This window comes from Bradyrhizobium sp. USDA 10063 (assembly GCF_054063735.1).
Map to the genome: position 1 here is coordinate 1,964,774 of NZ_JBSSGP010000002.1, position 12,219 is coordinate 1,976,992.

Here is a 12,219-nt window from a genome sequence, read left to right on the forward strand (position 1 = left end):
TCGGCCGAGTCGCTATGTCGGCCGCCAGCGCACCGGGAAGCTTCGCGCGACCGCAAGCGCCGCGCGCTCGTTGGCCTCGAGCGCGATCTTCTGCGCCAGCATGACGTCGCCGGCCACCAGCGTGTCCCTGGGCACGAAACACCAGCCGGCATGCAGCCGGCCGAGCTCGTCCAGCTCGTAGATATTCATGCCGGTGCCGTGACGAATCCGGTAGCGCCTGCCGCTGTGGCAGCCGATCACGTCGAAATGGCCGCTCGCCTCATATTGCGCAAGCTGCTCCGGCGTCAGCCACTCCTTCAGCAGCGCCAGACCGCGTGACTGGCTGTCATCCAGTACGCAATATTCGACGAACCGCCGCCACGCCGCACGCGCCAGCCGCGCGGCCTCGGCGAACGCCCGCGACAGCCTGCCGGACATGGACCGGCTTAGCCGCCGACAAGTCGCGGATAGAACAGCGTCTCTTCGGCCTTCGGATCGAAGGAACGGACCACGGTCGGCTGCCCCGACACGTCCCGCACCGCAGCGGTGTACCCGCTCTTCATCAGTGCGTCGAAGCGCAATTGCGCCTCGCGCAGAGCCTTCTCGTCGGCGGGATTGAAGTTGTGCCGGCTGTCGCCAGTGTGATCCATCACGATTTGCGTCGCCATCCCCGCACTCCCTTGCTGGATGAAACTGCAAAGCTAATGAGAGATTAGGGCGAAAGTTCCGGCTGCGCCAGTGCAAAGTCGTGCGAGGTCTTTCGATTTTGCACGTTGGCATGATAGCCTCAATTTTAGCCACCGCCGAACCGGGCGCTGCGCCCGCCTCGGTGCAGCGCACCGCCTCATGACGATGGCGGGTTTGTGGCTTGATGAACCGGAAGACCGCTTCGGGATGCGGTGACGGCCAAGGCGGATCTAAAGCGGGCGGGTCTGAAGCGGGCGGATCGGAAGCGGCGGTGACATGTCCCTCGAGGAATCCGGCCGGCATGTCGTCGAGTTCGTCAGGGATCACCGGTCCTGGGCGGCGCCGATCGTCTTCGCGCTGGCCTTCGCTGAATCGCTCGCCTTCCTCTCGCTTGTCGTGCCGGCCTGGGCCGTGCTGGTCGCCATCGGGGCGATGATGCGCAGCGGCGGCATCGCCTTCCTGCCGGTGTTCGTCGCCGGCGCGCTGGGTGCTGCGTCCGGCGACTGGCTGTCCTACTGGATTGGCGGCAAGTTCAAGCATGCGATCGGCCGGATGTGGCCGTTCTCGCGGCATCCCGACCTCCTGGTTCACGGCGAGGCCTTCATCAAGAAATGGGGCGTGCTCGCGATCTTCATCGGCCGCTTCTCCGGCCCCTTGCGCGCCTCGGTGCCGATCGTCGCCGGCATGCTGCGGATGCCGTGGCAGCCATTCCAGATCGCGAATTTCGTCTCGGCCTTCATCTGGGTGGCGGTGCTGCTGCAGCTCGGCGACGTCGGCGCACTGCTGTGGGGGTGGCTGTGGGAGCACGTGGTGCAGCGGTTTTGGGGGTGAGCGGCGCAATGACGGGTGAGATCGGATTCAAATTTCAAACAGCTCTCCGTCGTCATCGTCCGCGAAGGCGGACGATCCAGTATTCCAGAGGCAGCGGTGCTTGAGCCGAAAGTCCGCGGGTTACTGGATGCCCCGCCTTCGCGGGGCACGACGGTTGAGTGCGGTGCGAGGATGTGACTCCGCATTCTCGCGGCACGAACTGCCCGAGCTTTGCGTCTCGTTTCACCCTCCGCGATAGCAGAGGGCGCAGGGAAAGCCGGGTGCTGGTTGCACCCGTGGGTCCCGTGCAAAGGTAGCACGGGGGTAGGACCACAGGTTCAACCGATTCACACCGGCTTTCCCTGCGCGATGGTTTTACGGCTTACTTCGTGCTCTTCCCGGTGACCGGGCTTTCTTGCCACCGTCACCTCTCGCGCAAACTTGTTTGCGCAAAAGGCTTAGCGCCAGCGTCGGGGCGCCAGAACCACACGACTTCGCCGTCCGCTGATATTGCGTTCGTCTGTCGCAACACCAGCGTCCACCGCCTCCCCGAGCCCAACGTCCGTGACGATCGCGATACGCCCCTCTTGATCGGGCCGGGATGGCGGCGGCTTTTAAAGTGATTTGCGGCAGGCGACCACCGATTTCTTTTTTCGCGCGCGACTGGACAGCGCAAATCAGCTTGAAAGCATTGGAGAAATTCGCGCGAGCGCGCAGGCGCCCCAATGGTCCTTCCGGCGCGACATCTTTCGCTTTCGCGCGCCAGTTCGAAACGTGTAGAACGACAGCACACCAAGAAGAACAAGCTTTAGAGGGAGGCACGACTTGAAACGACTGGCCATGATTGCCGCTGTTCTTGCGATCGCAAGCTCCGCGGCCTCCGCGCAGACCTATCCGGCGCGGCCCATCACCCTGCTGGTGCCGTTCGCCGCGGGCGGCGCGACCGACACGGTGGCGCGGGTGACGGCGCAATCGATGTCGAAGCAGCTCGGCCAGACCATCATCGTCGAGAACGCGACCGGCGCCGGCGGCACCATCGCGGCGACGCGCGCCGCCCGCGCCGAGCCTGATGGTTACACCCTCCTGATCCACCACATCGGCATCTCGACGGCGGCAACGCTTTACCGCAAGCTGCCCTACGACACCAAGACGGCGTTCGCGCCGATCGGCCTCGTCACCAACGCGCCGATGACCATCATCGCCCGGCCCGATTTGCCGCCGAACAATCTCGCCGAGCTGGTCACCTACATCAAGGCCAACGGCGACAAGATGACCTTCGCCAATGCGGGCCTGGGCGCCGCCTCGCATCTCTGCGGCATGCTGTTCATGAAGGCGATCGACAAGCAGATCCTCACCGTGCCCTACAAGGGCAATGCGCCCGTGATGAACGACCTGATCGGCAAGCAGATCGACCTCTCCTGCGACCAGACCACCAACACGACCGGCCCGATCTCATCCAAGGTCATCAAGAGCTACGCCATCACCACCAGGACCCGCCTCGCCTCCATGCCCGATTTGCCGACCGCCGACGAAGCCGGCCTGAAAGGTTTTGAAGTCGGCGCCTGGCACGGCATCTACGCGCCGAAGGGCACGCCCGACGAGATCGTGCGAAAACTATCCAAGGCGCTGCAGGACGCGCTGCGCGATCCGGACCTCGTGAAGCGCTTCAACGAGATCAACACCGAGCCGGTAGCGCAGGACGAAGCCACGCCCGAAGCGCTGCAGGTGAAGCTGGTGAGCGAGGTGGACCGGTGGAAGCCGATCATCGAGGCGGCGGGGCAATTTGCGGATTGAGGGCAATCAGGGCCGGAGCATAGGCCCTCATGGCCGCGCGACAGCTTCCATGACTTCCTTCGGACGTCGCTTGATCGCCAACAGGTAGGCGGCGGCGGGAGCATCCGGCATGCGCCGTCCCTGTTCCCAGTTTTTCAGCGTGGGAAGCGGAATGCGATACGCCGCCGCGAAGTGATGTTGCGACATCCGCAGCGAACGACGGATGGCCTTGACGTCAGGCAATTCAACCTTGGAGACACGCGAACCCCGCACCTTCTTGCCAGCGGCATGCCTTGCCGCCTGTTGCAGACTCTCGATCAGCTCTTCTCCGAACTTGCCCATGCTTCTTCTTCCTTTCCCGTCGCTCACCTCTTCAACACCGCGACCAGCTTTCGAACGATCTTCTTTTCGTCGGCCGTGAGATTTTCCTGGCGTGCTTTCGCGTAGACCATCAGCAAATAGAGCGGACGGTCGCCGCTATAATAAAAATAGATCACCCGCGCGCCGCCCCGTTTGCCGCTGCCGGGCCGCATCCATCGAATCTTCCGCACCCCGCCGGTTTCGGGAATCAGGTCGCCCTCTTCGGGATTCCGCGCGATGAACTCGATGAAGGCTTCCCGCTCGGCCTCGTCCCAGACATCCTGGGCCTGGCGGACAAAGACCGACGTTTCCGCCACGGTGATGAATCGTCGAACCACCTCAGCAATATACGCCATTGGCGCCCATAACACCAGCAGAAAGACGCCACTGGCGTCTAGCGCAAATTCGCGGGCGGGGCCGAGCGGCGTAGCGTGCTGCTCATGACTGTCGTCAACAACCAGAGCCCGCCGTGCCCTACAAGGGCAATGCGCCCGTGATGAACGACCTAATCGGCAAGCAGATCGACCTCTCCTGCGACCAGACCACCAACACCACAGGCCCGATCTCATCCAAGGTCATCAAGAGCTACGCCATCACCACCAAGACCCGCCTCGCCTCCATGCCCGATTTGCCACACCGCCGACGAAGCCGGCCTGAAGGGTTTTGAGGTCGGCGCCTGGCACGGCATCTACGCGCCGAAGGGCACGCCCGACGAGATCGTGAAGAAACTATCCAAGGCGCTGCAGGACGCGCTGCGCGACCCGGATCTCGTGAAGCGCTTCAACGAGATCAACACCGAGCCGGTGGCGCAGGACGAAGCCACGCCCGAAGCGCTGCAGGTGAAGCTGGTGAGCGAGGTGGACCGGTGGAAGCCGATCATCGAGGCGGCAGGGCAATTCGCGGATTGAGATGTCGCGTGCCGGCTCAATAGGCAAACCGGTCGCAGTCAGGTGGGATCCAGCGCTCGGCTTTGCTCCACTTGCCTTACCCATCCCACTCACTTCCCGCATGGCAAGCGTGGCTTTTCTCCACCAAGGCTGATGCCGAGACTCAGGCCAGATGGCAATTGTTCGATGGCGATAAGAGCGCGGTTGTCGGTAATAAGTCGACCATCGTGGAGTTCCGCATAGGAAGGAAACCACTTGTCGTCTTCTGAGTGAAATTCGTACACGATCAATTTAGGATGAAAACCTCTCCATTTCATGTTTTTTACTAAATGCTGGGCCTGTACGGCGGCATCCGGCAAAGCGTCGTGTGCATCGTAATGCCGCTTCACGCCTGTTCCTCGAAACATAAAGGAAATCTGACAATCGTCGTGAAACGATTGAATCTCCACAGTAGGTTTTTTTCGTTCGGAGAGCTTTGACAAGAACATCCGCAGCCAATTTCGCACACCGACATAAACTTCCTTTCCGGCCTCGGTGGCGATGGTCGTTACAAAGGGCTTAAAAATAAGTGTTATAAAGAGCACGCCGATAACGATGAGTTCAGTCGTGCTCTCAGCCGCGTTGTTTGACAGCGGTATTCGTTTCACCGGCATTGGAGCCGTACGCAGCACGTCATCAATCCATTGCGAATCCACTTCTCTCGGATCGACGGCAAAGTTAATCCAACAGTCATTATTGATCGCTGGAAGAAATGCCGGTGACGATGGGGCCGGCGCTGTATCCACTTCAAGATCACGAAAACTAAGCCGCTTACCATCGTAAAGTCCGAGAACCGCAGCCACAAATCTCTCGCCACTCGAACTGGTAAAATCGGCCGCGGCCAAGACCTTGCCGAGGGGAAAGCCCGGATCATGTCCCTTGAGCAGTCTGAGCCCGTCACCATTTATTTTGTCGACGATGTAGACGGGATCGATCGGAACGAGCAGTTCTCCGTCTGGTCCGGTCGCGTCGGACCAGATAACTGAACCGACAACTTTTCCGAAGATGGCGGTGGCCGAATGCCTCTGCTTTATTTGCTCAACCCATAAACAGGCATCGGCACTATTTGCGAGCAAATCCGGCATTTAACCTCCGAGCTACAGTTACTTCAGTCGTTTTCCAAGGTCATTGTCGTCGGCAGCGACAGTGTGAATTGCGCACCGCGACTAACGCCGAATCATTTGGCTACCATCAGCCGACACGCGAGCCGCTGATCTCCCCACCGAATGGCAAAGGTTTCCGTAACCTCAAACCAGCTACCATCATTGCCCGCACCGTGATGCGCACCCATACACGAACATTCACATTCGTGTCCTAAAGCATTCTGGCAGGCCGGTGAGCATTTCTCTTGCTCGCGATAAGGCTGGATGATGTAAAGTTTCCTATATCTCTCCAGGGCGCGTTCAACAAAGTCATTGAACCAAGCCTTGGGAATCTCCCAGTATCCAAGTCTTGCAACCCACGCTGGGGCGATCCTTCTTCCATTTCGTAACCAATCTCCATTGTCCGGCGAGTACGGAAGCCTTAGTCTTAGGCGCTGACCCTTTTTCGCTCTCCTCAGAACAATCGGAATTTCTGTTTGATTCCAAGCCCGTCGTCGCATCTCTCCATCTGGGTCCACGGGTTACCAAAAAGCGTTACGCGCTTCGCTCCTGAAAGAGCCTCTCGAACATGTGGTCCGCGCCCCAAGCTTGAGCTGACGTAAAGGCCACGAGACGCTTCTGCTCCCCGGTAAGAGGAGTATCGCCAGGTTTGTATGCGAGATCATGATCAGCCTCGGACCACGCGTGCTGAAAAAGTGTCTTTATCTGGAGTTCAAAAAAATTAGGGATCAAATCTTTGTCCATATCCCCGTCGATCACGTCAGAAGGCAATACCAGCACTAAATGGTGTCCAAAGTACCCAAATTCCGATTCTAAATCCGGAACGATCTTGCGATATTCGATAGCCGTGAAGTATCGCTTCACAAGGGCATCAATGCGATCCACATCGGACTTATAGAAAACGATGATGCGAGCACCGACCTGATCCTGAATTTGATCTAGCGGCTCATCATACTTCGGCCGTTCCCCAATCTGACTAGCGGCTTTCTTGAGAAAGCGGTCCACGTCCTTAGCCCTCGCCGAAATTCGATCAATACGTGGCTCCCCGCTCAGCATACCGCGAAGGTACTCGTCGACGTTCCGGGCTAGCCGAACCAGAACGGGATGCCGTCGGTGATAGGCCACACTCAATGGATCAGCGTTTGGGCCTGAGCCTCTCATTGACTATCCTGCCTTGCGTAACGAACCGCACATCCCCGTCAGGGCCATCGATCCCCTCTCGATGAAATACGTCGTCAAAGTCTGACGATGGCGCAGTCAGCGTGCCACCATTGCTTAGCTCAACGGATTTGAATGCGATTATATTTTTGAATTCATCGGCATCAAAAGTGAATCGCTCCTGCGCGAGTCTTGGTGCTTTTAGTTGGCTGGAAATGGCAGTACAGGCCTCGGCTGATAGTCCAAAGCGCCGACCAAAGTCATCAATGCTTAACCGCTGGCCGGCGAGCCCTGAAGCCAATGTCGCGGCAGCTACAATCTCCCTCTTAACACTCAGGTCCGATTTCTGAGCAGCCGCCCGTAAGGCATTGGCAAGTCGACGTGTCCCAGCCGCAGCCGTTACCGTCAGTTGTGAGGCTAAGAAATCCAAGATCCAGTAATTCGAAAACTCCCCTGCCGGATTGTTTAGCTGCTTGTCGATCGCTCGACCGTTCCAAAAGCCCCCTCTTAGAGAGGTATCGCGATAGACAGCGGCCTTGTACGAGGCCCTGTTTTTCATGAATACACGTTCGAGAAACTCTACTGTAAGTTTGTTCGGGTCCTCATCAACGTAGATCGCGTTGTCAGTGGGAAAGCGCGAGATCACTATCTTATGGTCTCGCCCTTCTTTGCCGCAAATAAGGAACAGCAAGCCGATCCCAGATCGACCATCGGTGTTTCGTTCTAAGCGCTCCGCGATTACTCGACCGTGAGCTAACGTTGGGTCGCTGAGATAAGCGCGAATTAGATCACGACAGTCGTTCTGCTGCTTACCGTCGACGCTGGGACTAAAGGTAATCTCAACATCGGCTTCTTGCTCGGATTTGATGTAGATGTTGTTGAGTAGATCGTACATCTTCCCATGCAGTGAAACGGTGGTCCCATTAATCGGCGAGATACCGGCGCCCCCTTTTCTAGGGTGAGCAACAAACGTATGAATGTGCTGGACTGCCATGCAATTTCCCCGCCCCAAGGCGAATCTTATACCTTTGGGTTGCAGCGAAATAGCTGACAGCCGTTTTTACTGTGCAAAAGGTCCTGAGCCATAAGGCGGAGGTGGTCAGCCAAGCTGCCCTCATCCTACCTAGTTACCTACCGCGGCCGCCACTTTCGGCGAAGTCGGGAGCGTTCGAGACGGCATTTTGTGGATCATATCCGCGACCACAGCCACCTCGTTGCGCGCTTCGCGCCGCGCAGTGCAAGACGGTAATCCACCGCTTTGCGGTACGTGAATGGCGGATTACGCTGCGTTAATCCGCGCTGCGAGCAAAAGCTTGCATCATCCACCAAACGGTCAGAACGCAGCCCTTCCGTCGATTGCAATCCAACGATAATATTTAGCAGGGGTTGTGGATGCGAATCATAATTCCATGGGCCATCTCCCCCTCACTAGCGTCTTCTTCTTACGGAGCTTTTTGGGGGCGTGACATGACAGCGGAATCGAACTCTGCTCCAAGAAATTCGCTTATCCAAGCCTACGGACTGTTTTGGCGCGTTGATGAAATAAATTGGTCGCCAGGGAAGGGGCGGCACGACTGGCATTTGTATGGCCGAAATGGCGCGCAAGCGTCGAAAATCAAAGTAGCGGATTTTCGAACTCAGAAAGGCATCTACATTCTCTATGGAAATTATGGGCCCCACTATGTTGGGCTGACGAGGAAAAAGGGATTGGGCCGCAGGCTGAAAGACCACCTGTTCGATCAGCACAAGGGGCAGTGGGACCGATTCAGCTGGTTTGGCTTTTGTACCGTTTTGAAAGCAAAAGATGAAAACGGCCTTCAGCGGATAAGAGAAATGCCTCTGTCAAAGATCACAGACATCAATAGCACAATTGGCGATATGGAGGCGCTTCTCATTAGAGCTATGGCGCTTAGAAACGTTAATCACATGAAATTCCGAAATGCAGTGGAATGGACACAAGTAAAGCTCGACGAACTGGATAAGTACGGCAGACGTATCAACGATTGAAAAGCAAGATCGCAGCGCGGATTAGCCAGCTCGTAGGGCGGATTAGTTAGTTAGCCGAAGTCGTAATCCGCCGCTTGCGGCACGTGAACGGCGGATTACGCTGCGCTGATCCGCCATAGGCGTTGAGGTGTCCCTGTGACACGCGAGACCCCATTCCGCGAAGCGTTGCACTCCGTAACGCCTGACTTGATCGTGGACCTTTATCTTTATCCGGTCGAGGCAGGTGGCAGGAGTGGGCCTGTCCGTCTTGGCTGGGGCTGCCCATGCACCAGGGACAAAAGTGTTGATGAAGGCTGGGATGGTTATCCCCTGCTCGAACGCGCCATGATGCCGGGCGAACGCAGGCGTCTGGGTTTCGTGTTCTTGTGTCGCGAAGAGGCAGTTCAAGCGCTCGGATCGACTGATCGCTTTTATCTCTGGGAGGGGCGGTGGATCGGCGAGGCGGCCGTCGTTCGATAGCCGTGCGCGGACATCGCAACGGAGCGATGTGCCCTGGCAACGTCGGCGAAGTGCGCGGCACGTGCGGCGGATTGGCCGGAGGCATAATCCGCCGTGGCAAGTGAACGGCGGATTACGCTGCGCTCATCCGCCCTGCGCGTTGCACTATCATTTCCGTCCGGCTACTGCACTACCAGCACCGGCACGCTTCCGTCCACCAGGACCTCCGATGTTTGGCTCCCCAGCAATAGCTTCCTGAGGCCGCGACGCCCATGAGAGGCCATGACGATCAAGTCGCAGCCTCTGGACTTTGCGGTTTCGATAATCGCGGTGGCTGGTTGCGCATTCGGAACATGCAGGAGTTCTGCAGATATCCCGATCTGCTCCGCCATGGTTCGAGCTTCATCGAGCACTTTGCCCGCACCTTCCTTGCAGGCTGCGTCAAAGCGATCGAACTCTGCCGGCGAGGGAATCCATCCCATGGCGTGTCCGCTCCCATAGTAGACCGGGAGCGGTTCCGTTACGGTGATGACTGTCACTTTGGCGTTCAAGGCCTTTGCCAAGGCAATCCCATGCTTGACGCCTTTTCTCGCGACATCCGATCCATCCGTGCACAAGAGAATATTGGCGTACATTTTCGGGCTCCCTTGCTCGTCGAACATTTTCCCTAAAAGAGTGATGCTTGCTTATCCGGCCGACCGTCGCCGTCGGCCAAGCGAACATCAGCTATGGCTCCGTATGCGAGAAATCGCCGAAGACCTCGACCAGGCGAAAGCGCTCGCACATGAGCATCATATCCTCACTGTATCTTCCGAGCCGGCCGAAATAGGCCCGATGGGCGCTACGCCAATAGGCCAGGCTCCGATCGCCTTCGCCCTCATCGTACGCAAAGACAGAGTCGATTTCATTGAAACGCCGATACGTTATCTCGGTGGTTTCGATGACACAGCGCGGTTCTCCACGTCCGTCGAGCACGACCCAACGCTCGCCGGGCGCAGAGGCGTTCGGCTCGTCTTCCGTGCCACACGTAGCGGTCTTAACGCCTCTGACTACAAGTTCAAGCAACTCGTCGGCGAGTTCGGGACTGTCGCCGAAGGCGAACGTCCGGAGGTGTTGATAGCGTTCGGGGACCAGCTTGCTCATGGTCTTCCAAATCTTCAGTGAACGACGACCTTCGCCGCGATGGCCGGCGAGCAGCCTAACTGGCCGGGTCCGGCGCACGCAACTGCTGCGCTGGGGCAAGGTCGCCGCTTTGCCGTACGTGAACGGCGGATTACGCTGCGCTAGAGCCTGATCCGATCAGGTTGAATCGGCTGCGAGTTGGCTTCACCTCCCCCGCTTGCGGGGGAGGTCGGCGCGACGCGCCGGGTGAGGGTTCTCTCCTCTTGGGGAGTCCCAACGTGGAGACAGCCCCCACCCCAGCCCTCTCGGAGCGAGCTATGCTCGTCTCCCCCGCAAGCGGGAGAGGGAGCGCAGCTTCGGCGTGGTTGCATTTCAACCCGATCGGACCACGCTTTGGTCCGCCCTACGCACTGCCGATCAGCGACGCGAAAATCATCGCCGACTTGCGGGCGGACGGCGCCGCGCGGCAGTTCGTCAAGCTTTGTCGTTTATCCGTGAGGCCGTGAACCTAGCACCAGCGGCACCGTCCCCAGCGGGCGCAGCAGCCGCCGCAACCCCCGCAGCCACCGCAGGCACGCCAACCACCGCAACCGCGGCAGGCACGGCAGCCACGGCAACCGCCGCAACCTCGGCAGCCGCGAACGACAACGGCGGCTAGCTGCACGTCGCTGCCAGCGTTTTCCTTATCGAAGAGATAGAACGTGGCGAGACTGACGTCGGCCATTTCCTCGTCGCCAAGGACCAGGCGCTGATTGGGCGAGATGTTGTCAGACTGCGGGATATCAGCCGTGGGCATCGCGGACGCGGACGCGCCCCCCGCCAGCGAAAGACCCAGTCCAGCCGTACCGAGTGCCGTTACGGCGCCGGCTTTCGTTGTGCGCGTGTGCTTCGCAGCTTGCTTCACCCGTGGCATGGTCACACCCTTTGTAAGTTTGTTGTGCAGGGTCAACTTGACGTAGCAAGTGTGCCTGTAGGCCTAGAAGTGCGACCTTGCGCATCCGGTTCCTCGCGCGCGAGGCCTTTTTTAGTTGCAACTGGCGGGCGAGGCGAGCGGGAACGGTATTGAGGCAGCAGTGCTGTCCAAACGTGCCGCGCCGCGCCCACGTGTTCTGAAGCAGGACCCGCGCTCTCCTGACCGACGGTATCGCGCTCTCCGGATTCGCAAGCCTTGCGGAGAGCGCGTGACGCTCGGGCGAGTTAGAGCAATCCACTGCCTTCGCGCCCGCCGATTGCGCGTTTCGCCTTTGCTCGTGAGGCGAGAGCAGAAGGTTATTCCGCCCGGCGGTATCGCTTGTGCCGCGCCACGCCTCCCCGGACTTCCGCCCCCGCCCAACCTTCTGCTAGTAACATCTTCTGCGAAGCGGCGTCGCAGCGGAATGAACGTCGCGCAACGGGAGGAACTTGTAGAATGTTCTCGCATGTGATGATCGGGACCAACGACCTCGACAAGTCCAAGGCGTTCTATGATGCGCTGCTCGGCACGCTCGGCGTGAAGCCCGGGTTTGTCGATCGCCATCGGGTGTTCTGGCGCACCAAGACCGGCACGTTCTCGGTGTCGAAGCCGATCGACGGCAAGGCGGCGACCTTTGCCAATGGCGGGACGATCGGCTTCAATGCGGCGTCGAAGGAGGAGGTCGATGCCTTCCATGCGAGCGGCATCGCGGGCGGGGGCAAGACCTGTGAGGATCCGCCTGGCATCCGCGAGATGGGCGAGGTGAAGCTTTATATCGCCTACTTGCGCGATCTCGACGGCAACAAGCTTTGCGCCGTGCATCGGATGGCTTGAGCGGACGAAGCGAATTCGTAAGGCGGGTTAGCGGTGGCGTAACCCGCCGACTCTCTCGCGTGTGGTTTGG

General features: G+C 59.0%; 14 protein-coding genes and 1 pseudogene. 6 read left to right on the forward strand and 9 right to left on the reverse strand.

The window, feature by feature from the left end:
* Positions 1–12: 12 nt before the first annotated feature.
* Positions 13–417 carry a hypothetical protein gene (locus ACVJGD_RS11675; protein ID WP_456634483.1) on the reverse strand — a complete coding sequence of 135 codons (405 nt, stop codon included), beginning with the start codon at positions 415–417 and terminating at the stop codon, positions 13–15.
* Positions 418–425: 8 nt separating this feature from the next.
* Entirely contained in the window at positions 426–647 is a 222-nt protein-coding gene (locus tag ACVJGD_RS11680) for a hypothetical protein (RefSeq protein WP_130229773.1), read from the reverse strand.
* Positions 648–942: 295 nt separating this feature from the next.
* Here ACVJGD_RS11680 and ACVJGD_RS11685 point away from each other — a divergent pair, with 295 nt between their 5' ends.
* Complete coding sequence (locus ACVJGD_RS11685; RefSeq protein WP_456634484.1) at positions 943–1,497, forward strand: DedA family protein; 555 nt, start codon at positions 943–945, stop codon at positions 1,495–1,497.
* 819 nt (positions 1,498–2,316) lie between these two features.
* Positions 2,317–3,270 carry a tripartite tricarboxylate transporter substrate-binding protein gene (locus ACVJGD_RS11690; RefSeq protein WP_456640230.1) on the forward strand — a complete coding sequence of 318 codons (954 nt, stop codon included), beginning with the start codon at positions 2,317–2,319 and terminating at the stop codon, positions 3,268–3,270.
* Between the two features lie 27 nt (positions 3,271–3,297).
* Here the strand turns inward: ACVJGD_RS11690 and ACVJGD_RS11695 are convergent, their stop codons facing one another.
* Together ACVJGD_RS11695 and ACVJGD_RS11700 are read right to left on the reverse strand one after the other, a co-directional pair.
* A complete protein-coding gene (locus ACVJGD_RS11695; protein ID WP_456634485.1) occupies positions 3,298–3,591 on the reverse strand; it encodes a helix-turn-helix domain-containing protein in 294 nt (97 codons plus the stop codon).
* Positions 3,592–3,614: 23 nt separating this feature from the next.
* Complete coding sequence (locus tag ACVJGD_RS11700; protein WP_456634486.1) at positions 3,615–3,965, reverse strand: type II toxin-antitoxin system RelE/ParE family toxin; 351 nt, start codon at positions 3,963–3,965, stop codon at positions 3,615–3,617.
* Between the two features lie 110 nt (positions 3,966–4,075).
* On the opposite strand from ACVJGD_RS11700, the pseudogene ACVJGD_RS11705 reads away from it, so the two are divergent.
* Positions 4,076–4,517 (forward strand): annotated as a pseudogene (locus ACVJGD_RS11705) (tripartite tricarboxylate transporter substrate-binding protein); the annotation flags it as partial.
* An 89-nt stretch (positions 4,518–4,606) separates the two neighbouring features.
* On the opposite strand, the gene ACVJGD_RS11710 reads toward ACVJGD_RS11705, so the two are convergent.
* The 3 genes from ACVJGD_RS11710 to ACVJGD_RS11720 all read right to left on the reverse strand — a co-directional run bounded on the left by ACVJGD_RS11710 (position 4,607) and on the right by ACVJGD_RS11720 (position 7,790).
* Entirely contained in the window at positions 4,607–5,620 is a 1,014-nt protein-coding gene (locus ACVJGD_RS11710) for a hypothetical protein (RefSeq protein WP_456634487.1), read from the reverse strand.
* A 552-nt stretch (positions 5,621–6,172) separates the two neighbouring features.
* The gene (locus ACVJGD_RS11715) at positions 6,173–6,643 is read right to left on the reverse strand and encodes a GTP pyrophosphokinase (protein ID WP_456634488.1); all 471 of its coding nucleotides are present in this window, start codon (positions 6,641–6,643) and stop codon (positions 6,173–6,175) included.
* A gap of 130 nt (positions 6,644–6,773) precedes the next feature.
* Positions 6,774–7,790, reverse strand: a complete 1,017-nt coding sequence (locus ACVJGD_RS11720) for a hypothetical protein (protein ID WP_456634489.1) — start codon at positions 7,788–7,790, stop codon at positions 6,774–6,776.
* Between the two features lie 473 nt (positions 7,791–8,263).
* Between ACVJGD_RS11720 and ACVJGD_RS11725 the strand changes: the two genes are divergently transcribed.
* Together ACVJGD_RS11725 and ACVJGD_RS11730 are read left to right on the forward strand one after the other, a co-directional pair.
* Positions 8,264–8,803 (forward strand): GIY-YIG nuclease family protein, encoded by a 540-nt coding sequence (locus tag ACVJGD_RS11725; protein ID WP_456634490.1) that lies wholly within the window; start codon positions 8,264–8,266, stop codon positions 8,801–8,803.
* A 135-nt stretch (positions 8,804–8,938) separates the two neighbouring features.
* Entirely contained in the window at positions 8,939–9,262 is a 324-nt protein-coding gene (locus ACVJGD_RS11730; RefSeq protein WP_456634491.1) for a hypothetical protein, read from the forward strand.
* Between the two features lie 161 nt (positions 9,263–9,423).
* Here the strand turns inward: ACVJGD_RS11730 and ACVJGD_RS11735 are convergent, their stop codons facing one another.
* Both ACVJGD_RS11735 and ACVJGD_RS11740 read right to left on the reverse strand, forming a co-directional pair.
* Positions 9,424–9,876 (reverse strand): universal stress protein, encoded by a 453-nt coding sequence (locus tag ACVJGD_RS11735; protein WP_456634492.1) that lies wholly within the window; start codon positions 9,874–9,876, stop codon positions 9,424–9,426.
* Positions 9,877–9,967: 91 nt separating this feature from the next.
* Entirely contained in the window at positions 9,968–10,384 is a 417-nt protein-coding gene (locus tag ACVJGD_RS11740) for an ASCH domain-containing protein (RefSeq protein WP_456634493.1), read from the reverse strand.
* 1,387 nt (positions 10,385–11,771) lie between these two features.
* Between ACVJGD_RS11740 and ACVJGD_RS11745 the strand changes: the two genes are divergently transcribed.
* Positions 11,772–12,149: a VOC family protein gene (locus tag ACVJGD_RS11745; RefSeq protein ID WP_456634494.1), complete on the forward strand. Its 378-nt coding sequence runs from the start codon at positions 11,772–11,774 to the stop codon at positions 12,147–12,149.
* The last annotated feature ends 70 nt before the right edge of the window (positions 12,150–12,219 follow it).

Coding starts and splice junctions, on each gene's coding strand:
- ACVJGD_RS11675 (WP_456634483.1), bottom strand. CDS start 417: ATGTCCGGCAGGCTGTCGCGGGCGTTCGCCGAGGCCGCGCGGCTGGCG.
- ACVJGD_RS11680 (WP_130229773.1), bottom strand. CDS start 647: ATGGCGACGCAAATCGTGATGGATCACACTGGCGACAGCCGGCACAAC.
- ACVJGD_RS11685 (WP_456634484.1), top strand. CDS start 943: ATGTCCCTCGAGGAATCCGGCCGGCATGTCGTCGAGTTCGTCAGGGAT.
- ACVJGD_RS11690 (WP_456640230.1), top strand. CDS start 2,317: ATGATTGCCGCTGTTCTTGCGATCGCAAGCTCCGCGGCCTCCGCGCAG.
- ACVJGD_RS11695 (WP_456634485.1), bottom strand. CDS start 3,591: ATGGGCAAGTTCGGAGAAGAGCTGATCGAGAGTCTGCAACAGGCGGCA.
- ACVJGD_RS11700 (WP_456634486.1), bottom strand. CDS start 3,965: ATGGCGTATATTGCTGAGGTGGTTCGACGATTCATCACCGTGGCGGAA.
- ACVJGD_RS11710 (WP_456634487.1), bottom strand. CDS start 5,620: ATGCCGGATTTGCTCGCAAATAGTGCCGATGCCTGTTTATGGGTTGAG.
- ACVJGD_RS11720 (WP_456634489.1), bottom strand. CDS start 7,790: ATGGCAGTCCAGCACATTCATACGTTTGTTGCTCACCCTAGAAAAGGG.
- ACVJGD_RS11725 (WP_456634490.1), top strand. CDS start 8,264: ATGACAGCGGAATCGAACTCTGCTCCAAGAAATTCGCTTATCCAAGCC.
- ACVJGD_RS11735 (WP_456634492.1), bottom strand. CDS start 9,876: ATGTACGCCAATATTCTCTTGTGCACGGATGGATCGGATGTCGCGAGA.
- ACVJGD_RS11740 (WP_456634493.1), bottom strand. CDS start 10,384: ATGAGCAAGCTGGTCCCCGAACGCTATCAACACCTCCGGACGTTCGCC.
- ACVJGD_RS11745 (WP_456634494.1), top strand. CDS start 11,772: ATGTTCTCGCATGTGATGATCGGGACCAACGACCTCGACAAGTCCAAG.